The organism is Nocardia asteroides (assembly GCA_019930625.1).
In the GTDB taxonomy this organism is placed as follows: Bacteria; Actinomycetota; Actinomycetes; order Mycobacteriales; family Mycobacteriaceae; genus Nocardia; species Nocardia sputi.
In genome coordinates this window covers 701,959-722,116 of record CP082844.1, presented here as the reverse complement: position 1 = coordinate 722,116, position 20,158 = coordinate 701,959, and the positions used below count along the sequence as shown (strand labels likewise).

Below are 20,158 nucleotides of genomic sequence, written 5' to 3'. Positions count from 1 at the left end.
CGTGCGACTCACGGCCTGGCGACAAGGACCGAGTGTTTGCTCACCCAGCGACGACGACAAGTACGCACTTTTCGGAGGAGTTGCGTACGTCCAGGTAAGTGCCCAGACAGCGGCGGCTCGGCCGTAACTCGTATGACCGGAGTCACAATCGGCCGCCGTGGTCGAGGTGGCCGCCTCCGTCGTTGTGGCGAGCTTTCGGCGTAGCGGAATCAGGCGGTTGCCGGGGTCCGCATCGGCGCGGTGGTGTTCCATACGGCCGGGACATCACGCATGAGCAGCGTGCAGTCGGGAGTCGCGCTGCCGGGTGGGAACCGGGTCGGGTCGTCGAAGAAAGTCGACCGGACAGCGTGCGTATGCGCCGGGTGCACCCGCCATTCGTGCGTCCTCAGTTCGAGGCCGTCGAGGCGCGTGCCGTCACGGCCGGCGGAGAAACCGGTGCAGCCCTGGCGGAAGAACTGCGAAGCGGCGGTGAGATCGGGAAACACCGCGCTGCCCTCGAACTCGTCGGCCGTGCGTACATCCACACTGACCTGGGTCGACCTGTCCCTGGTCGTGTAGGCGACGTGCAGATCGTGTGCAGTTTCCCGGACATCGAACCGGGCGAAGCTGTGCACACCGGGGAACAGGCGTCCTCCGAGCAGCACATTCAGGGGTGAGCCGCTGTCCCTGCGCGGAATGTAGACGCCGGTTTCGACCCCATCCTGGCCGTCCCATTCGACGGCTACTCGATGCGCGGCGTTCTCGCTGCGCACCCCGACCGAGCTGGGCAGCCCGACCGGACGAACCTGAGCGAGCCGGATGAGACAGATCCCCGCGATCGCCCAGTCGCCGACCAGATGCGGTCGCAGTGGCGCCGGTAGCAGGTTTGCCGCAACGTCGGGCTCGACGCGGTAATTGACCAGAAGACGTCTCTCGATGACGCTCGAGATCTGAGGCAACACGCAACGGGTCCTCTCCTCAGGAGCCGTCTCCACCGCTGATGCGGTACCAACCCCTCCGCATTCGACCGTACACGGAAGGCGCAGGTGCCAGCACCGACCCGCGTATCGGTCGCCCTCGATCGAGGTAGCAGGAGGCACGCGCTCGACCGGCGTCGGTCGAGTGACCGTATGACGCGGCTCCTCGTATTTCGTACGCGGGCAGCGCGCCGGGTACGACGCGCATCGTCCGCGTACGCCCGATGCCGGTCAATGGCGAGGGGGTCTGCAAGAATCGGGGCGTGACCGATGCCGACACGCCTATCACGGAGCACCGGGGCCGGCGACGAAGTCTCGGGGCGCAGTTCTTGCGCTGCCATCTGCCTATGGTCGTCGTGACGCTCGTCATCGTGGTGGCGGTGGTGTTCGTCGCGTCCGATCGGTGGCGGCGGGGGGCGTTCTTCTTCGGCGGTGCGACGCTGCTGGCAGCGGCATTCCGGTTGTGCCTGCCGACCGCGCGGGTCGGGTTGCTCGCGGTGCGCAGCAAGCCCTTCGACGTCGGCGCGCTGACTTTGCTCGGCTCGAGCATCCTGTTCCTCGCGGCCACGATCAACACGCTCGGCGTCGGCTGACAGGTCGGCGATCGGAGGGCAACCCGGCCGAGCCGAGTCGCCCCTCCGTGATCAGCGGGCAGCGGCGTATCGCTCGGCGAAGACCGTTCGCTCGCGCGGACGGCGTCCGGGATGGGGTGGGTGGGCGTCGCTGTAGCCGATGGTGACCAGCACCGCGATGGCGAGATCATCGCGGTCGCCGATACCGATGGCCTGCTTGACCAGGTCGGCGTCCCAGCCGTTCATCGGCGCGGAGGCCAAACCGAGCCCGGTGGCGGCGAGCATCGCGTAGGTGGCCGCGATCATCGCGTTCTTGACCGCGTTCTCCCGCAGCAGTCCGCGCTGCTCCAATGCCAGGTACTCGGCGCGCGCGTCGAACAACGCGGTGAACTCGGCGTTCCACGCGCCGTTTCGGCCGGCCAGTTCGGCGATATCGGCGTTGTGGTCGCGCCAGGCGGCGGGATCGGCGACGAAGACGAGCACTACCGGCGCCTCTCTCGGCTGCGGCTGGCCGAACGCCGCCTCCGACAGCGCCGCGCGGCCGGACTCGCTGGTCACCACCACGATCGACCGGTCCTGCATGTTCCACGCACTCGGTGCTTGCATCGCCAACTCGACCACCTCGTCGACAAGTGCGGATGGGACGGGGTCGGCGCGGTAGTGCCGCACTGTACGACGTCCCCGGATCGCTTCGGACACCGAAATCTGCTGTATCTCCATGATTCTTACTATCGGAGAGTGACACTCCAATGGAAAGACGGCACTTTATAGTGCGCTACACTCCATCAGGTGCCCACCTACGTGGAAAGTTCCGGCCTGCCCGCCGATGTGTACTCCGCGAAGTGCCCCACGCGGGAGGTCCTCGACCACATCGCGGGCAAGTGGACGGTGCTGATCATCGACGCGCTCGCCGACGGCACCCTGCGATACACCGACCTGCGCCACCGGATCGGCGGCATCTCCCAGAAGATGCTGACGCAGACGTTGCGCCAACTCGAGGCCGATGGATTCGTCACGCGCACAGTGCATCCCACCGTCCCGCCCCGGGTGGACTACACGCTCACCGAACTCGGCCACAGCCTGCGCACGCCCATCGCGGCGCTGCGGGACTGGATCGAAACCAACGTCAACCGGATCGAGGCGGCCCGACGAGCAGCGGCGGGGTGACGGCCCGGCACCGAATGCTCGGGGCCGGTCAGCGCTTGGTCCGGATGCCGTCCCGAGCGAGTCGCATGGTCTCGGTCAGCAGTTTCGACACCGCGGCCGCCTCGGTGAGGAACCCGTCGTGCCCGTCACGCGAGTGCACCACCTCGAGTCCGTCGCAGCCGGGTAGGAGATCCGCGAGTTCCTGTTGGGTCCGCAGCGGGTACAGCCGGTCGGAGTCGACGCCGCCGACCACGCAGGGCACCGGCGTCGCGGCGAGCGCCGCCTCGATGCCGCCCCGGTCGCGGCCGACGTCGTGGCGGTTCATCGCCTCGGTCAGCAGCACATACGTGGCGGGATCGAAACGCTTGCACAGCTTTTCGGCTTGGTGATCCAGGTAGCTCTGCACCGCGTAGCGGCCGCCGGTCCACGGGTCCTCGTCGTCCTGAGGTCTGTTCTCGAACCGGTGATCGAGCTCGAACTCGGTGCGGTAGGTCAGGTGCGCGATCCGCCGGGCCAGGGCCATGCCCGTCAGCGGAGCGCGGCCGGTCTCGTGATAGTCGCCGCCCTGCCAGTCCGGATCGGCCTTGATCGCCGCGATCTGGGTGGTCTGGGTGCCGATCTGGTCGGCGGTAGCGCGGGCGCCCACGGCGAGGACCAGCGCGGCGGCGACCCGCTCGGGTGCGCCGACCATCCATTCCAGCACCCGCATGCCGCCCATCGACCCGCCGACCACGGCGGCGAGCCGCTCGACGCCGAGCAGGTCGAACAGAGCGGCCTCCGCGGTCACCTGATCGCGGATGGAGATCTCGGGAAACCTTGCGCCCCAGACCTTCCCATCCGGAGCGAGCGATGACGGCCCGGTGCTGCCCTTACAGCCGCCGAGCACGTTGGTCGCGATCACGCACCATTCGTCGGTGTCCAGCGGCGCGCCCGGCCCGACCATGCCGTCCCACCAGCCGGGCATCGGGTGCACGTCGTCGGGTCTACCGACGACGTGCGAGTCGCCGGTGAGGGCGTGCTCGACCAGCACGACGTTGTCCAGCGCGGGGGAGAGCTCACCCCAGCGCTGCACCGCGAGGTGCACGTCCGGGATGACCGCTCCGTTCTCGAGTCGCACATCGCCGATGGCCACGGTGCCGAGCTGTCCATCCGGGGGCGGCAGGACGATGGCGGAGGCCCGCACGCTCGGTTCGGTACCCACGGTCACGTCGCCGCCGCCGCGAAACCGGCGCGCAGATCGGTCGGCATGGTCTCGACGCCGACGGCGGAGCGGACCGGTCCGGAAGCGACTCCGAGGACGAGCTGTGCCTCGAGGGTGAGCTGAGAATGCGTCATCGACGCACGGTGAATCACGAGGGGACGCACATCCCCGATGGTAGCCACGCGGCTGTGCAGGGCTGATCCGTCCCGCGCGGCGTCGCCGAAGGTGTGCGAACCGGTCCGCTGGACCGGCAGCGCGGGGGCGTGCGTGCCGTCGGTGGTCCGGCCCGCACGGCTGCGCTCGGTCTCGAAGGACCACTGCACCGGGTCCTGCACGGCCCCGGGCGCGATGGATTCACTCATGGTTTGCTCCCAAGAAGGTGTTCGCCGGTATTCGGGGGGTTAGCGGTGTGTACGACAACACATGCCGGCGACCTCCTACTACGCGCTTGCTCCCGGCTTTCGGGAGCCAGGTCATCACCCGGAGCACCCCACCGCGGTTGGAGGGTTGCCGATCAGCGAGCCGGGGCTTGGCGCTGGTACTCATGACCTGCCCGGCATCATAACCGGCGGTCGGTCAGCCTCCGAAATCCTCCACCGACTTCACTCGCCGCCGGGCTGCGGCGCGACGCGGCAGACACGCACGAATTCGTCGAAGGTCTCGGTGAACGCGGTGCGTCCCGCTTCGGCCGCGGTGGCCAGATCCTCGTCCAGGAACAAGTCGTCCGAGCACTCCATGCCGACATGGCCGATCAGTTGCCAGGTGCCGACGATGAGCCGCACCGCACGGGCGTCCGGTTCGGCACCGAGGCGCTCGGCGACCACCGCCGCGATCGCGGTCCGCTTGTCGTCGGCGTGTTCGAGACTGCGCGCGCTGACCGACGGACTGCTGCGCAGAATCCGCTGTACCTTCTGGAACTGCCGGAACGACAGCGGGTCGGCCGGACCGGCCTCGGTGGCTCGATCGACCACCTGCAGGAAGGCCTCGCGCAACGCCTCGAGCTCGTTGCCCGTGCGGGGCATTCCGCGCAGAGTCTCGGCGATGGTGCGCCCGAAGTCGTGGACGGGCCCCAGGACGATGTCCTCTTTGCTGTCGAAATAGCGGTTGATCGTGCGCGGTGAGACATCCGCCGCGTTGGCGATCTGCTCGATGGTGGTCGCGTCGAAGCCCTGCGTATCACACAGATCGAGGGCGGCCGCCATGATGCGCAACCTGGTCTGCTGCTTCTTGCGTTCGCGCAGTCCTGCCGTCGCCGGGGCCTGGTCGGCCGCTGCGCCCGCGCCCATCGGCGCCGATGACTCGAGCATGTCCTCATGGTAACGCAACGCGCCGTTTTCCTGTCCGTAACCGACAAATGTCGTACTACGACATTTTGCGCTTGACGCCAAATGTCGCTCAATGACAGGATGGTTCCCGACATCGAGGAACGAGGAGACAACGTGACCGAAACCGCGACAGCGGTGCACGCATCGCGAAAGCCGGGCAGTTCAGCGCGCTGGCTCGCGCTGGCAGTGATCGCATCGGCCCAGCTCATGGTGGTCCTGGACGCCACCATCGTGACCATCTCGCTGCCGTTCGCGCAGCGCGATCTCGACATCAGCGACGGCAACCGGCAATGGATGCTCACCGCCTACACGCTGATCTTCGGCGGTCTCCTGCTGCTGGGCGGCCGGCTGGCCGACTACCTCGGGCGCCGCCGAATTTTCATCATCGGCCTGATCGGTTTCGCCGGCGCTTCGGCTTTGGCCGGTCTCGCGCAGAACGGAGCGGAGCTCTTCGCCGGACGCGCGTTGCAGGGCGCGTTCGCCGCGCTGCTCGCCCCGGCCGCGCTCTCGCTGCTGTCGGTAACGTTCACCGAGCCGGGTGAGCGGGCCACCGCCTTCGGCGTGTTCGCGGGCATCTCCGCGGGCGGCGCCGCGCTCGGCCTGATCGCGGGCGGCGCGCTCACCGAGTACGCGTCGTGGCGCTGGTGCCTGCTGGTCAACACGCCGATCGCGTTGCTGGCGTTGCTCGGGGCGCTGGCCTGGGTGGCGAAGGACCTCCCGGCTCCGCGCAGCGGCGGATACGACGTGCCCGGTGCCGTCACCGTGACGTTCGGGTTGATCGCCATTGTGTACGGATTCAGCCGCGCCGCCGACGACGGCTGGCTGGCCGGAAGCACCCTCGCGCTGCTCGTCGCCGGGCTCGCCCTGCTCATCGCCTTCGTCGTGATCGAACGGCGCTCGTCGAACCCGCTGCTGCCGCTGCACATCCCGGGGGAGATCAACCGGGGCGGCGCGTTCCTCGCCGCGCTGCTCATCCCGATCGCCATGTTCGCGATGTTCCTGTTCCTGAGCTACTACTTCCAGGTCACCCTGGGCTACTCGGCGCTGAAGGCGGGCTTCGCGTTCCTGCCTTTCCCGGCGGGCATCGCGATCTCGGCGGGACTCACCAGTGCCCTGCTGCCCAAGCTCGGCCCGCGCCCGCTGATGCTGGCAGGCGCCGTACTGGGCGTCATCGGGCTGGTGCTGCTGGCCCAGCTGAGTTACGGCGACACCTTCCTCTCCGGGGTGCTGCCCGCTCAGGTGCTCATCGCGCTCGGCATGGGTCCGCTGTTCGTGGGGATGCAGACGGTCGCGCTGCATCAGGTGGAGGAGGAGGACTCCGGCGTCGCCTCCGCGCTGCTGAACGCCGCGCAGCAGGTGGGCGGTGCGGTCGGGACGGCGCTGCTGACCACCATCTCGGTGCAGGTCGCCGAGGGCTTCGCGCGGGACAACCCTGGCCTCGACAACCTGGCCGCGCGAGCCGCGATCCACAGCTACGACGTGGCCTTCTACGTCGGCGCCGGGTTCTTCCTCGCCGCCATTCCGATCATCGCGCTGATGATCCGCGACCGGCCCGAGAACCTGATCGAAGGTTCGGAGGAGCAGGGACGGATCCCGGCCACCGTCTGATCCGCTGAGACCGAGGTCCGCGCAACGTCACGGGTTGCGCGGACCTCGTCGTCTGCGGGGAGTGGTTGCCGCGCCGTAACGGAAGGCGGATCATGGCGACGGCGCCTGTTCGCGCTGCTGGGAGCCGCCGCGACCTACCAATCGGTAACAAAGGTGGCGCATCTCACTGTGGGGGCTGCCCGTGCGGTGAGGACTCGGGCAGCAGTACGCTTGTCTTGTTTGCACCACACGTCTCGCCGACAACGCGGGACATATACGTTGTCTGTTGGAACAGCTGGGGTCCGCTCACAAGCGTGTTCGCCTGGCCGTGCAATGAGGGCACCATCCTAGGAGGACACGAAGATCCATGTCCAAGATCAAGGTTGAAGGCACCGTCGTAGAACTCGACGGCGACGAGATGACCCGGATCATCTGGCAGTTCATCAAGGACAAGCTGATCCACCCCTATCTCGACGTGAACCTGGAGTACTACGACCTCGGTATCGAGTACCGCGACAAGACAGACGACCAGGTCACCGTCGATGCCGCCGAAGCCATCAAGAGGCACGGCGTCGGTGTGAAGTGCGCCACCATCACCCCGGACGAGGCGCGCGTCAAGGAATTCGGTCTGAAGAAGATGTGGCGTTCGCCCAACGGCACCATTCGCAACATCCTGGGCGGCACCATCTTCCGTGCCCCGATCATCATCTCCAACGTTCCCCGGCTGGTACCCGGCTGGACCAAGCCGATCATCATCGGCCGCCACGCCTTCGGTGACCAGTACCGTGCCACCGATTTCAAGGTGTTCCAGGGCGGCACCGTCACCTTGACCTTCACCCCGGACGACGGCAGCGAGCCGATCGTGCACGAGGTCGTGAAGATGCCCGAGGACGGCGGCGTGGTCATGGGCATGTACAACTTCCGCAAGTCCATCGAGGATTTCGCGCGGGCGTCGTTCAACTACGGCTTGCAGCAGAACTACCCGGTGTACATGTCCACGAAGAACACCATCCTCAAGGCCTACGACGGCATGTTCAAGGACACGTTCCAGGACATCTTCGACGCCGAGTTCAAAAGCCAGTTCGACGCCGCGGGCCTGACCTACGAGCACCGCCTCATCGACGACATGGTCGCCTCCTCCATGAAGTGGGAGGGTGGCTACGTCTGGGCTTGCAAGAACTACGACGGCGACGTGCAGTCCGACACCGTGGCACAGGGCTTCGGCTCGCTGGGTCTGATGACCTCGGTGCTGCTCACTCCCGACGGCCAGACCTGTGAGGCCGAGGCCGCGCACGGCACCGTCACCCGGCACTACCGCCAGCATCAGCAGGGCAAGCCGACCTCGACCAACCCGATCGCGTCGATCTTCGCCTGGACCCGCGGCCTCGAGCACCGCGGCAAGCTGGACAACACCCCCGAGGTCATCGGCTTCGCCCAGACCCTCGAGGACGTCGTCATCAAGACCGTCGAAGGCGGCCAGATGACCAAGGACCTCGCGCTGCTCGTCGGCGGGGACCAGGGCTACCTGAGCACCGAGGAGTTCCTCGGCGCGCTGGACGCCAACCTGGCTCGCGCACTGCGCTGAGCGTTTCCGGCGCCGCGGCCGTCTCGGCGCCGAACCGCGGGGCCGAGCCGCTCGGCCGACTCCGGCGCTGGGTATTCACTCACCCAGCGCCGGGCGAACACCATCGGGCACCCGCCCCACCTGCGGTGGAACGGGTGCCCGGACTGTTCTTGTCAGAACGGATCACTCGGAGTGCCGCCCGGTTGCCGGAATGCGATGCCCGGGCGGGGTGATTCGTCCGTATTGCGCGGATCGCCATGTCGAACTGCACGATTCCTCGCCGCCCCGTGGTCGAACTCACGTGTGCTGGGGAAGCGAATACCAGCCGCGAACGGTTACATGAACACGTGACCAGCCCCGGGACCACCCGCACCACCGCGCCGCCCCAGCGAACCGATTGGCACGTACCGGCCATGCTGGCGCTGGCTCTCGGCGGGTTCGGCATCGGGACGACCGAATTCGTCACCATGGGTTTGCTGCCGGACATCGCCTCGGCCATGCACGTCTCCGAGCCGACCGCAGGGCACGCGGTGTCGGCGTACGCGCTCGGCGTGGTGATCGGCGCACCCCTGATCGCGGCGCTGTGCGCGCGGGTGGCGCGCAAGCGGCTGCTCGTCGCGCTGATGGTCGCGTTCACGCTGGGCAACGCGGCGACCGTGCTGGCCCCCTCATTCGAGACGCTGGTCCTGGCACGGTTCGTCTCGGGATTGCCGCACGGCGCCTACTTCGGTGTCGCCTCGCTGGCCGCCGCCACACTCGCCCCGGTCGGGCAGCGGGCGAAGGCAGTTGCCGCGGTTATGCTGGGTTTGAGCGCCGCCAACGTTGTCGGCGTTCCCGCGGCTACCTGGCTCGGCCAGCATCTCGGCTGGCGCGATGCGTTCGTGGTGGTCGCGCTGATCGGAGTGGCCACCGTCGCGGCGTTGCTGCGCTTCGTCCCCGAACTCGACGGCATCACGGTGACCGACCCGAGGACCGAACTCGGCGCGCTGCGCCGCCCGCAGGTGCTGTTGACACTGCTGGTCGGCGCCGTCGGATTCGGCGGCATGTTCGCCGTCTACACCTACATCGCCACCACGCTCACCGACGTCGCGGGTCTGCGGGCCGCACTGGTGCCGCTGGTGCTGATGCTCTTCGGCGTCGGCATGGTGATCGGCAACATCGTCGGCGGCGTGCTCGCCGACCGCGGCGTCGACCGCGCCATCTTCGGCGCGATGATCGCGATGACCGTCATCCTCGGCGGCTTCGTCGTCGCCGCGCACCACCCCTACGCCGCGGCCCTCGGCGCGTTGCTGGTCGGCGGCTCCGGAGCCGCGCTCGCTCCCGGTCTGCAAACCCGCCTGATGGACGTCGCCGCCGACGCCCAGACGCTCGCCGCCGCCCTCAACCACGCCGCCCTGAACATCGCCAACGCCGCGGGGGCCTGGCTCGGCGGACTGGTCATCGCCGCGGGCCTCGGTTACACGGCCCCGGCCCTGGTCGGGGCCGCCCTGGCCGCATCAGGCGTGTTGCTGTTCACAGTGACGGTGTGGGCAGCGCGCGGATCGCGGCCGGGTAGCAAGGTCATCGAGCCGGCGAACGCGGTAGCGCCCATCGCGCGGGCGCGTCGGTCCGGACAGGACTAGTCGACGCGGCGTGCTGCGAGTACGCGGCCCGCGATCTCCTGTAGGTGCGCGGCGGCGCGGCGCCAGCGGCGGTGGGCGCGTTCGGTGTCCGGGTCGATGAAATTGGAGATCAGGATGCCGCGCAGGGCGTCCATGGCCGTGTAGACGAAGTCGCGCGCCTCCTTGCGGCGCACGTCGTCCGGCACGACACGGGCGACCGCCAGCAAGACGGCGTTGTTGACGAACGGCTCGACCTTCTCCATCGCCGCGGCCAGCACCGGATCGGTCCGCCCCGCCACCCACAGTTCGACGGTCGCGATGAACAGCGGGCCCTGGTGGAGGTCCCATAGGAACTCCAGCACCGCTGCCACCGGATCGTCACCGGCTTCGACCCGGGACATCTCCCGCATGGCGGTCTCGGCGCGCAGCTGCGCCAGATGGCTGATCGCGGCCACGACCAGATCGGTTTTCGAGCCGAAGTGATGCACTTGGGCCCCGCGGGTCACCCCGGCGCGTTCGGCCACCCGCGGTGTAGTCGTCCCCGAGTACCCGTACTCGACCAGGCAGTCCACCGTCGCGTCGAGCAGCCGGGTGCGCATCTCGGAGCTGCGCTGCTCCTGCGTCCGGCGCTGCTGCTTGACGACTACGCTCCTGGCCATCGCTCGATCCTACACTTACATACAACACTGTATGTTCCGGCTGCCGGGCTGAAGGTGCCGATATGTCGGGGGCGAGAGATCGGCGTGACCTCGGTCGTGCGCCGCGTTCCCTCGGGCGAATTCCGAAGAAGCTGTTGGAGCTGAGTGCTAGCGCCGGTTCCGAGAACAAGCATGTCTCACTGTATGTAGCAGGAGGGCTGTAAACACCTGGTTGTTCGGTCAGTTGTCGGGGCTGCCGAACGGGCTCTTGCTCACTTACATACAAATATGTATGTTTGTTTTCAGCTCGTTCCGGGTGCGCACTGCGGCGCCCACACAATCTGAGGAGTTCGATGGCGAACAAGGTCTACGTCGTCGGTGTCGGGATGACGAAGTTCGAGAAGCCGGGCCGACGGCAAGTCGAGGAAGCCGACGGCACCACCCGAGCCTGGGACTATCCGGACATGGCCAGGGAATCGGGGAGCAAGGCGCTCGCGGACGCGGGCATCGCCTACGACCTGGTGGAGCAGGCCTACGTCGGCTATGTCTACGGCGAATCCACCTCCGGCCAGCGTGCCGTCTACGAACTCGGGATGACCGGCATCCCGGTGGTCAACGTGAACAACAACTGCTCCACCGGCTCCACGGCGCTGTACCTCGCGGCGCAGGCGATCCGGGGCGGACTGGCGGAATGCACGCTGGCGCTGGGCTTCGAGAAGATGCAGCCCGGCTCGCTCGGATCCACCTGGGACGACCGCGAGCAGCCCATGGCCAAGCACGTCATGGCGCTGGCCGAGATCTCCGAGGTGCTGTTTCCGGTGGCGCCGTGGATGTTCGGCGCCGCGGGACGCGAGCACATGAAGCAGTACGGCACCACGGCCGAGCACTTCGCCAAGATCGGCTACAAGAACCACAAGCACTCGGTGAACAACCCGTACTCGCAGTTCCAGGATGAGTACACCCTCGACGACATCCTCGCCTCGCGGATGATCTACGACCCGCTCACCAAACTGCAGTGCTCGCCGACCTCCGACGGGTCGGGCGCGGTCATCCTGGCGAGCGAGGATTTCGTCGACGCCCACGACCTCGCCGGGCAAGCGGTGCAGATCGTCGGCCAGGCGATGACCACCGATTTCGCCTCGACCTTCGATGCGACCGCGAAGAACCTCATCGGCTACGACATGAACGTCCAAGCCGCGCGGAAGGTCTACCAGCAGGCGGGACTCGGCCCGGAGGACTTCCAGGTGATCGAGCTGCACGACTGTTTCTCGGCCAACGAACTGCTGCTCTACGAAGCCCTCGGCCTGTGCGGCGAGGGCGAGGCGGGGCAGCTGGTCGACGACGACCAGACCACCTACGGCGGCAAGTGGGTGGTGAACCCCTCCGGCGGCCTGATCTCCAAGGGACATCCGCTCGGCGCGACGGGTCTCGCGCAGTGCTCGGAGTTGACCTGGCAGCTGCGCGGCACCGCGGACAAGCGTCAGGTGGACGGCGTCACCGCCGCCCTGCAACACAACATCGGCCTCGGCGGCGCGGCCGTCGTCACCGCCTACCAGCGCGCCGACCGCTGAACCGCGGCCCGGTCCGCGGACGAACTCGACGAGGAGTGCAACCCATGGGACACATCGAAGCCACCAAGGACGTCAACGCCACGCCCGAGGCGCTGTGGGCGGTCGTCGCCGACCCACAGACCTGGGACAAGTGGTTCACCATCCACGAGCGCTTCATGGAGGAGCCGCCCGCAGTACTGAGCGAGGGCGCCCAACTGGTCGCCAAGATCGTGATGCTCGGCATGGCGAACAAACTGGAGTGGACCATCGTCTCGGTGGACGCGCCGCACAAGCTGACCCTCGGCGGCACCGGCATGGCCGGGGTGAAGACCGAGTTCACCTTCGACATCCGGCCCAACGGCGCGGGAAGCACCATCCTGGTCTCCGGTGACTTCGAGGGTGCCTTGATCAAGGGCGCGCTCGGCAAAGCCGTGGAAAAGGACGGCATCAAGCAGCTGGACCGATCGCTCGAACAGCTCGACGCCCTGGCCGCAGTGGCATGAGCGGTCAGGCCCGGAGGCGGCAGCGCAGCGTGACCACGCAGGGCCCCGCTCAGGCCGGAGACGGACACGGCATGAGCGGTCAGGCCCGTTCCGATACGGCCGCGGCCCGTGTGGTCGAGTTCGATGACAGCGGTCTGGAATCCTGGTGCGACGAGGAACGTTTCGAGGTCACCGCCGAGCGCGTCGCGCAGTACGCCGCCGCGACCAACGATCCGATCGCCGCGCATCTGGCCGGAACGGTGGCGGGGCCGGTCTTCGCCATCGTCCCGGTTTTCGAGGCCATGATGATGCCGGTCATCGATGTCGCCCCGATGGACATCTTCGGCCGGGTGGTGCACGGGGAGCAGGACTTCCACTTCCACCGCGCGATCCGGCCCGGCGACCTGCTGGTGTCGCGCGCCAAGGCGATCGGCTACACCAGCCGCCCCAACGGGACCACGATCACCATCCGCATCGAATGCCGCACCGAGGCGGGCGAACCGGTCAACGAGCAGTACCTGACCGCGTTCTTCCGCAATATCGACGCGGGTAGGACGGTGGGCGAGGCCGCTCCTGCGCACAAGTTCGACGAACGCCTACGTGAGCAGGCGCCGGTCGCGGTGGTGGCGCAGCACGTCGATGACGACCAGACCTTCCGCTACGCACCGGCTTCCGGCGATCCGGTGCCGCTGCACCTGGACGAGCAAGTCGCCGAGGACGCCGGACTGCCCGGCATCATCGCGCACGGGTTGTGCACCATGGCGTTCGCGTCCTGGGCGGTGCTCACCGAGGTCGCGGACTCGGATGTGCACCGGCTCAGGCGATTCGCGGTGCGCTTCGCCAAGCTGGTCTTCCCCGGCGACGACCTGGAGACCCGCATCTGGAAGGCCGGTTCGGCCGACGGCGTCACCCGCTACGCCTTCGAGACCGTGCGCGGCGACGACGTCGTGCTCAGCGACGGACTGGCGGAGATCGCCGACTGATCCCGGTGCGGCGGCGCGGTTGCGCCGCACCTTTCCACAAGACGCCGGATTCGGCGGAACTTCAGGAGACAAACATGGGCGCACTGGCTGGACGGGTCGCCGTCATCACCGGCGCGGGCCGCGGCATCGGCCGCGAGCACGCACTGCTGTTCGCGAGGGAGGGGGCCGCGGTGGTCGTCAACGATCTCGGCGGTAGCAATGCGGGAGAGGGGACCGACTCAGGTCCCGCCCAGGAGGTGGTGCGCGAGATCGTCGCCGCGGGCGGCAAGGCGGTGGCCAACTCCGACGACGTCGCGACCTGGGACGGCGCGCAGAAGCTCGTCGAACAGGCGGTCACCGAGTTCGGCGGCCTCGACGTCGTGGTCAACAACGCGGGCATTCTGCGCGACGCCTTCATCGCGGGCATGGACGAGGCGCAGTGGGACGCCGTGATCGCCGTGCACCTCAAGGGACACGCGGCGGTGCTGCACCACGCCGCGGCGTACTGGAAGCAGCGGTCCAAGGCGGGCAACCAGCCCAAGGCCGCGGTGATCAACACCGCTTCGGCGTCGGGCACCACCCTGCCGAACGCGGGCCAGGCCAACTACGGCGCGGCGAAGGCGGGGATCGCGGCGCTGACCCTGGTGGCCGCCGAGGAACTGGGGCGTTACGGCGTACGGGTGAACGCGATCGCTCCGATCGCGCGCACCCGGCTCACCCTTGCCACTCCCGGCATGGGCGAGATGCTCGCGGCGGAGGCGGAAGCGTCCGAGGGCGAGTTCGATGCCTTCGCCCCGGCCAATATCGCCCCGCTGGTCGCCTATCTGGCCGCCGAGACCTGCCCGATCACCGGCAAGGTATTCGCGGTGCAGGGCGGCGCGATCTCCGAGCTGGCCGGTTGGCACGATGTGAAGACCATCGAGACCGAGGGTCCCTGGCTGATCGACGACATCGCCGCCCGGCTGCCCTGATCTCGGGGAACGTGAGGAGAACGACGATGTTCGAATGGTCCGAAACCGATGTGATGATCCGCGACGCCGTCCGGGCATTCATCGACAAGGAGATCCGCCCCAACCTCGACGCGCTCGACAGCGGTGAACTGCCGCCGTACCCGATCATCCGGAAGCTGTTTCGCGAGTTCGGTATCGACGCGCTGGGCGGCGAGGCGGTGCAGAAGATGCTCGCCAAGCAGGCGGCGCGGGAGGCCGCCGCGGCCGCAGGGGAGCCGAAGCCGGAGAAGAAGGAGAAGGCATCCGGCGGCAGCCCGTTCGCCGGACAGGAATCGCTGATGGCGGTGCTGATCGGGGAACTGTCCGGGGTGTGCATGGGCTTGGTCACTGCGCTGGGTGTGAGTATCGGTCTCGGCGCGACCACGATCATGTCCCGGGGCACGCTCGCGCAGAAGCAGCGCTGGCTGGAGGACATCGTTACGATGCGCAAGGTCGCGTCGTGGGCGATCACCGAACCGGATTCCGGGTCCGACGCTTTCGGTGGCATGAAGACCTACGTCAAGCGCGACGGCGAGGACTACCTGCTCAACGGTCAGAAGACCTTCATCACCAACGGCCCCTACGCCGACGTGATGATCGTCTACGCGAAGCTCGACGACGGAGCGAGCGGCGACAAGCGCGACCGCAAGGTGCTCACCTTCGTGCTGGACAAGGGTATGCCGGGGCTCACCCAGGGCAAGCCGTTCAAGAAGATGGGCCTGCACGCCTCCCCGACCGGTGAGCTCTTCTTCGACAACGTGCGTGTCGGCCGGGACCGGCTGCTCGGCGAGACCGAGGAGCACAAGGGCGGCGACGGACGCGAAAGCGCCCGCTCCAGCTTCACCGCCGAGCGCATCGGCGTCGCCTTCATGGCGTTGGGCATCATCAACGAGTGCCATCGGCTGTGCGTGGACTACGCCAAGAACCGCAAGCTCTGGGGGCAGGAGATCGGACGATTCCAGCTGGTCCAGCTGAAGCTGGCGAAGATGGAGATCGCGCGGATCAACGTGCAGAACATGGTGTTCAACACCCTGGAGCGAGGCCGGGCCGGCAAACCGCCGACGCTGGCCGAGGCGTCGGCGATGAAGCTGTACGCCTCCGAGGCGGCCACGGAGGTCGCGATGGAAGCGGTTCAGCTCTTCGGCGGCAACGGCTATATGACCGAGTACCGCGTGGAGCAGCTCGCGCGCGACGCGAAGTCCCTGATGATCTACGCGGGCAGCAACGAGATCCAGGTGACGCACATCGCGAAAGGTCTTCTCTCGCAGTAGTTTCCTGAGCTGCTGCGTCCGGGAGGCATCGCCGCCTGGACGCAGCGAACCCGACGTCCCAGTTCCGGCTACGAGCGAAGCGCGACCGGGCAATGCCCTCCCGGGACCGGCACGCGTCCGAGCGGCCGTGTCTGCGACGAAGTCGGTGTCGGCATTCCTCGGCGTGCTACGACACCGGCGAACCGCGGCGTGGTCGCCCCATCGGGCCACCATGTGGCGCGGAACCTCGGGTCGTGCGACCACCGCCCCACGCCCCCACTCCAGCTCGACTCCCGGTTTCGAGCGAAGCGAGACCGAGCATCGTCCGTTCGCGGCCCGGCTCGCGTCCGAGTGGCCGCCGCGTCCGCGACGAAGTCGCCAGCGGCGGTCGCTCGGACGCGAGCCACAAGGGGGCCGCGAACACCCAGCGCCGCAGGCGCTGGCGAATTACACAGCGCGCAGGCGGGTGCGGCTGGCGTACACGTGCTCGGCGATCAGGGTGGCGATGCGGTCGGGCGCTTCCAGCATCGGTACGTGACCGACGCCGTTGACCAGGATGCGGTCGGCGGATTCGGGGAGTTCCTTCAGGTAGCGGCGCGCGTAGACGCGGTTGGGGATGACCCGGTCGTACTCCGACAGCAACAGCCGGACCGGCGTCCGCAGAGTGGACAGGTCCTCTTGTTCCGGCGCTCGCAACGCGCCGAGAATCATCGGGATCATCGCCGGGCAGTGCAGTGCGGCGGCGAGGGCGGCGGCAGCGTCGCGCCGGGACACCGCTGCGGCGTGCTTGGTCAGCGCGAGCAGTGCGATGCGCCGGGCGAGTGGATTGCCGATCGCGAATCCGCCCAGGCGTTTGCCGATTTCGACCAGCGGCACCAGGGAGAGGAATTTCAGCTTGATCCGCCATTGGGTCAGCGACGGCGCGTGCCAGCCGCCTGTCGGTGCGATGAGCGTCAATGTGCGGGCACGTCCGCGGCGGGCGAGTTCCACGCCGACCCGGCCGCCGAGCGAGTTGCCCGCGATATGGCAGGTGCGCCAGCCCAATTCGTCGAGCTGATCGCAGATCTGGTCGGCGAGCGCGTACACGTCGATGGACCGGCCGTCGGCGGGTGCGCCGCCCCAGTGGCCGGCGAACGCGGGCGCGAACACCTCGCAGTGCGTCGACAGCCGCGCCGCGGTCTGTTCCCAGGAGTGCGGCGACATCATGAATCCGTGCAGCAACAGCAGGGGGTCGCCGGAACCGAGATGTAATGCCTTGATCGGCTGGGGCTGGTCTGCCCGAGTGGAGCCGCGAGCGGCGGCGGAGGACTGGGAGGCGTCAGACGACATCGTCATCACCCCTTCCTGGACGGCGGTGTCCGGGGGACTTCATCAGACCAGCATTGTACGGTCGTGGAGTGCCGTATATCTCGACAGTGAACGTGAACGGTGTCCGCGCGGCCGCGGGCAAGGGGCTGCTGGCCTGGCTCGCGGCCACCGAGGCCGACATCGTTTGCGTGCAGGAGACCCGCGCCACCGACGAACAGGTCAGGGCCGCATTGGCGCCCGCGCTCGACGCGGGATGGCAGCTATGGCACGCCGAGCCGGAGTCCAAAGGACGGGCCGGAGTCGGCATCCTGTCCCGGAAGGCGCCGAAGGCTGTGCGAATAGGTTTCGGCAGCACTGAATTCGCGGCCGCGGGGCGGTATCTCGAGGCCGACTTCGACGATCTCACCGTGGCGAGCGTCTATGTGCACTCCGGTGACGCGGGCACCGTGCGCCAGGACGAGAAGTATCGCTTCATGGCCGAACTCGGCGCCTACCTCACCGCGCGAACCGGGGATTTCGTGGTCGCGGGGGACTGGAACATCGCGCATACCGAGCGTGATCTGAAGAACTGGAAGGGCAACCTGAAATCGGCCGGGTTCCTCCCGCAGGAGCGAGCGTGGATCGATGAACTCCTGGCGGCGGGATACGTCGACGTGGTGCGCGGCCTGCATCCCGGGGTCGACGGCCCGTACAGCTGGTGGTCCTACCGAGGTCGAGCGTTCGACAACGACAGCGGCTGGCGCATCGACGCGGTTTACGCAAGAGGGGGTATCGCATCCCGCGCTGTGTCGGCACGGGTGGAGCGTGCAGCGACATACGCCGAGCGTTGGTCTGACCATGCTCCGGTCACGGTGAAGTTTGCGGAGAAGGTTCCCGAACTCCTGACCAGCGAATACCCGCTGCGCGGTCACGGTCACGGTCGGGGCTTACGGGCGTCCAGCGCCTTGCGGATCAGCTCCCGTGCTGCTTCACCGGTCACGGACTGACCGGCCAGAACATCGAACGTCCGGTGATACACCGCTATCTCTCGCGGCTGAGTGATCGACAGCTCTGCTGTGATGTTCTCGACCAGGACACGGCTCGAATCGAACATCAGAAACGACGTGGTAGCCGTCTCGAACGCTGCCAGTATCGGCACGATTCCGAGCGTCACACGTGGCATACCTTGGACAGCTAAGAGCCGGTCGAGCTGGCCGACCATCGTCTGACCGTCGCCAACGGTGGTGTACAACGCTTGTTCACCAATGACGAAGTGGAACAAGTGATCCCGCTGATACAAGACTTGTTGCCGCTGCATCCGCTTGGATACCCCCGCGTCCAGATCGTTCGGAATCTGCTGGAACTCGATCACCTTCCGCAGGATGCCCGCCGCGTAGTCGGCGGTCTGTAGAAGACCGGGAACCAAGACCGGTTCAAACGATCGGATGATCCGAGCTTCGGATTCCCACTTGATCGACGCTTGCTGTCTGCGCTTGGTTCCGGTACCGAGAATCTTCCGCCATTCGAGGTACGCGGTATCTATGCTCTGCCGCGCCGCGTGGAGGTCTGCTAGTTGGCCACCCGCGTTGCAGTGTCGGCAGTACGCCGAAATGTCCTCTAAAGACGGCCGTATCCGTCCGTACTCGATCTTTGAGACCTTGCTAGGGTCCCATCCGCTACGGCGTGCCAACTCAGCACCGGACAACCCAGCAGCAACACGAATACCGCGGAGTTGTGCCCCGAGATATTCGCGCTGCTGGTCAACTGAACCGGTCACTGTGTGACGTACTCCGGAAACGGAGTGGCGAGAGACCAGAACCGGGCTCGGAGCCCGCGACAGTACGCGGCAATGTGCGGGTCGGTGGTTACCGCACCGGACCAGCCTCCGGACTCCCCGAACGCTGAGAAGACCACTGTTTCGTCATCAAGTAGCCAATAGTCATCCGAAGGGACTTCCCCGGCATGATGCCGGGGCAGATACCGAATGTCTTCGCCTGCCCGTACGTTGAGCGCTGCCACGGCAAGTGCGAACCGGGTGTAGTCGGTGTGCGGTTCGGTGACGATTCGTACCCGTGTGACCGCTACGCCCCGGCTGGTCGTCTCCTGTATCAGCTCGGTCCACGGCTGGAACCATGCGTAGTCATCCGGCTCGTCTGCCAGGAATCGCCGGAACGGCTCATGCTCGTTCGGTTCGGCGTACGAGTCGAGCACTTCGAGGTGAAACGCTTCCCGCTTGCAGGTCCGGAGTAGGTCCGGGAACCCTTCATCGGGCACTAGCTGCACCGTAGAACGTCCTTTCTAGCTTCGGAACCTCGATAGCGGTTTCGTCGTCGGCAATGTCGAGCTGTGCGAGTAGTTCCGGTTCGGTGACCGGCCGACCGGTGAGCCGGAATGTTCCCCGGCCGGTGTCGGTCAACGTCGCACCGATGAACGTATCCGGTTCCAGGAAACCGAGTAGCAGGTGTGGCAACTCGACGGTGTCGGCCCGGTCTGTCTTCCATGCTTGGACGACATACCCGCCGGGGTCGTTCGCCAGCAAGGTAGGGCACCCGTTGTTGGTGCTTCCGCCTTTGCCTAGGAAACGTAACGGCATCGGTGTACCTCCAGATCGCGTCTTGCACGAGATTGCACGTACGAAACCGATTGTGGCTCAAGGATGCTGGGTACGCACTGGATATATTCGATTCCTGCACGATTGAGCACGATCGTGGACCGGCTCGGTAGGTGCTTCGTAGCGTCGGAGCTGGCCCCCGTGACATGTGCTGCGAGCCGGTCATGGGGTGCCTACCACTGGCCTACTACAGGGGTTGAAATGACCGCAGACGGAGACCAACAACGCAGGGGTACAAAGCTTTACCCGTTCCCTGGTGGTGTGTTCGAACGGTGGAATGACACCGACGACGCAGAGCCGGGCGTGTATGTCGAGTTCCACCACCCCCGGCAGTCGTGTAACGACGCTCGGGCGTTCGGCCCTGGTGAAGCGGAACGACTCGGTTTGGTGGACGACGAGACGGAGCCCGCCTGATGGGGTTGTTCGTAGCGTTCGCT

The 20,158-nt window shown here is 67.1% G+C and carries 21 protein-coding genes and 1 riboswitch; of the genes, 11 read left to right on the top strand and 10 right to left on the bottom strand.

Annotation, left to right across the window (positions count from 1 at the left end; all coding sequences use genetic code 11):
- Positions 1-209: 209 nt before the first annotated feature.
- On the bottom strand, positions 210-941 hold the full coding sequence (locus tag K8O92_03410; GenBank protein ID UAK33060.1) for a DUF2071 domain-containing protein: 732 nt from the start codon (positions 939-941) through the stop codon (positions 210-212).
- A gap of 278 nt (positions 942-1,219) precedes the next feature.
- Between K8O92_03410 and K8O92_03405 the strand changes: the two genes are divergently transcribed.
- Positions 1,220-1,549, top strand: a complete 330-nt coding sequence (locus tag K8O92_03405; protein ID UAK33059.1) for a DUF3017 domain-containing protein — start codon at positions 1,220-1,222, stop codon at positions 1,547-1,549.
- A 51-nt stretch (positions 1,550-1,600) separates the two neighbouring features.
- Here the strand turns inward: K8O92_03405 and K8O92_03400 are convergent, their stop codons facing one another.
- The gene (locus K8O92_03400) at positions 1,601-2,248 is read right to left on the bottom strand and encodes a nitroreductase family protein (GenBank protein UAK33058.1); all 648 of its coding nucleotides are present in this window, start codon (positions 2,246-2,248) and stop codon (positions 1,601-1,603) included.
- Between the two features lie 69 nt (positions 2,249-2,317).
- Between K8O92_03400 and K8O92_03395 the strand changes: the two genes are divergently transcribed.
- On the top strand, positions 2,318-2,695 hold the full coding sequence (locus tag K8O92_03395; GenBank protein UAK33057.1) for a helix-turn-helix transcriptional regulator: 378 nt from the start codon (positions 2,318-2,320) through the stop codon (positions 2,693-2,695).
- A gap of 28 nt (positions 2,696-2,723) precedes the next feature.
- On the opposite strand, the gene K8O92_03390 is transcribed toward K8O92_03395, so the two are convergent.
- The 3 genes from K8O92_03390 to K8O92_03380 form a co-directional block, all read right to left on the bottom strand.
- Positions 2,724-3,842 (bottom strand): homoserine O-acetyltransferase, encoded by a 1,119-nt coding sequence (locus K8O92_03390; protein ID UAK35412.1) that lies wholly within the window; start codon positions 3,840-3,842, stop codon positions 2,724-2,726.
- Between the two features lie 35 nt (positions 3,843-3,877).
- Positions 3,878-4,237 (bottom strand): PLP-dependent transferase, encoded by a 360-nt coding sequence (locus tag K8O92_03385; GenBank protein ID UAK33056.1) that lies wholly within the window; start codon positions 4,235-4,237, stop codon positions 3,878-3,880.
- 77 nt (positions 4,238-4,314) lie between these two features.
- Positions 4,315-4,425, bottom strand: a riboswitch (SAM riboswitch).
- 52 nt (positions 4,426-4,477) lie between these two features.
- Positions 4,478-5,182: a TetR/AcrR family transcriptional regulator gene (locus K8O92_03380; GenBank protein UAK33055.1), complete on the bottom strand. Its 705-nt coding sequence runs from the start codon at positions 5,180-5,182 to the stop codon at positions 4,478-4,480.
- Positions 5,183-5,281: 99 nt separating this feature from the next.
- Between K8O92_03380 and K8O92_03375 the strand changes: the two genes are divergently transcribed.
- The 3 genes from K8O92_03375 (at position 5,282) to K8O92_03365 (ending at position 9,973) form a co-directional block, all read left to right on the top strand.
- Complete coding sequence (locus tag K8O92_03375) at positions 5,282-6,808, top strand: MFS transporter (GenBank protein ID UAK33054.1); 1,527 nt, start codon at positions 5,282-5,284, stop codon at positions 6,806-6,808.
- Between the two features lie 346 nt (positions 6,809-7,154).
- Entirely contained in the window at positions 7,155-8,372 is a 1,218-nt protein-coding gene (locus tag K8O92_03370) for an NADP-dependent isocitrate dehydrogenase (GenBank protein UAK33053.1), read from the top strand.
- Positions 8,373-8,764: 392 nt separating this feature from the next.
- Positions 8,765-9,973 (top strand): MFS transporter, encoded by a 1,209-nt coding sequence (locus K8O92_03365; GenBank protein ID UAK35411.1) that lies wholly within the window; start codon positions 8,765-8,767, stop codon positions 9,971-9,973.
- Here K8O92_03365 and K8O92_03360 read toward each other — a convergent pair.
- A complete protein-coding gene (locus tag K8O92_03360) occupies positions 9,970-10,611 on the bottom strand; it encodes a TetR/AcrR family transcriptional regulator (protein ID UAK33052.1) in 642 nt (213 codons plus the stop codon). The two genes, K8O92_03365 and K8O92_03360, sit on opposite strands and share 4 nt — an antisense overlap.
- Before the next feature lie 332 nt (positions 10,612-10,943).
- On the opposite strand from K8O92_03360, the gene K8O92_03355 reads away from it, so the two are divergent.
- The 5 genes from K8O92_03355 (at position 10,944) to K8O92_03335 (ending at position 15,844) form a co-directional block, all read left to right on the top strand.
- The gene (locus tag K8O92_03355; protein ID UAK33051.1) at positions 10,944-12,161 is read left to right on the top strand and encodes a lipid-transfer protein; all 1,218 of its coding nucleotides are present in this window, start codon (positions 10,944-10,946) and stop codon (positions 12,159-12,161) included.
- Positions 12,162-12,205: 44 nt separating this feature from the next.
- The gene (locus K8O92_03350) at positions 12,206-12,643 is read left to right on the top strand and encodes an SRPBCC family protein (GenBank protein UAK33050.1); all 438 of its coding nucleotides are present in this window, start codon (positions 12,206-12,208) and stop codon (positions 12,641-12,643) included.
- A 71-nt stretch (positions 12,644-12,714) separates the two neighbouring features.
- Entirely contained in the window at positions 12,715-13,605 is an 891-nt protein-coding gene (locus K8O92_03345) for a MaoC family dehydratase N-terminal domain-containing protein (protein ID UAK35410.1), read from the top strand.
- A 74-nt stretch (positions 13,606-13,679) separates the two neighbouring features.
- Complete coding sequence (locus tag K8O92_03340; GenBank protein UAK33049.1) at positions 13,680-14,555, top strand: SDR family NAD(P)-dependent oxidoreductase; 876 nt, start codon at positions 13,680-13,682, stop codon at positions 14,553-14,555.
- Positions 14,556-14,581: 26 nt separating this feature from the next.
- Positions 14,582-15,844, top strand: a complete 1,263-nt coding sequence (locus tag K8O92_03335; GenBank protein UAK33048.1) for an acyl-CoA dehydrogenase family protein — start codon at positions 14,582-14,584, stop codon at positions 15,842-15,844.
- A 426-nt stretch (positions 15,845-16,270) separates the two neighbouring features.
- Here the strand turns inward: K8O92_03335 and K8O92_03330 are convergent, their stop codons facing one another.
- Positions 16,271-17,158: an alpha/beta hydrolase gene (locus tag K8O92_03330; protein UAK33047.1), complete on the bottom strand. Its 888-nt coding sequence runs from the start codon at positions 17,156-17,158 to the stop codon at positions 16,271-16,273.
- Positions 17,159-17,220: 62 nt separating this feature from the next.
- On the opposite strand from K8O92_03330, the gene xth reads away from it, so the two are divergent.
- Complete coding sequence (gene xth / locus K8O92_03325; protein UAK33046.1) at positions 17,221-18,117, top strand: exodeoxyribonuclease III; 897 nt, start codon at positions 17,221-17,223, stop codon at positions 18,115-18,117.
- On the opposite strand, the gene K8O92_03320 is transcribed toward xth, so the two are convergent.
- The 3 genes from K8O92_03320 to K8O92_03310 are packed head-to-tail and all read right to left on the bottom strand — an operon-like array spanning position 18,045 to position 19,703.
- Positions 18,045-18,887 carry a helix-turn-helix domain-containing protein gene (locus K8O92_03320; protein UAK33045.1) on the bottom strand — a complete coding sequence of 281 codons (843 nt, stop codon included), beginning with the start codon at positions 18,885-18,887 and terminating at the stop codon, positions 18,045-18,047. The two genes, xth and K8O92_03320, sit on opposite strands and share 73 nt — an antisense overlap.
- Positions 18,884-19,393, bottom strand: a complete 510-nt coding sequence (locus tag K8O92_03315) for a hypothetical protein (protein UAK33044.1) — start codon at positions 19,391-19,393, stop codon at positions 18,884-18,886. The genes K8O92_03320 and K8O92_03315 overlap by 4 nt, the downstream gene beginning before the upstream one ends.
- Entirely contained in the window at positions 19,374-19,703 is a 330-nt protein-coding gene (locus tag K8O92_03310; GenBank protein UAK33043.1) for a hypothetical protein, read from the bottom strand. The genes K8O92_03315 and K8O92_03310 overlap by 20 nt, the downstream gene beginning before the upstream one ends.
- Between the last annotated feature and the right edge of the window lie 455 nt (positions 19,704-20,158).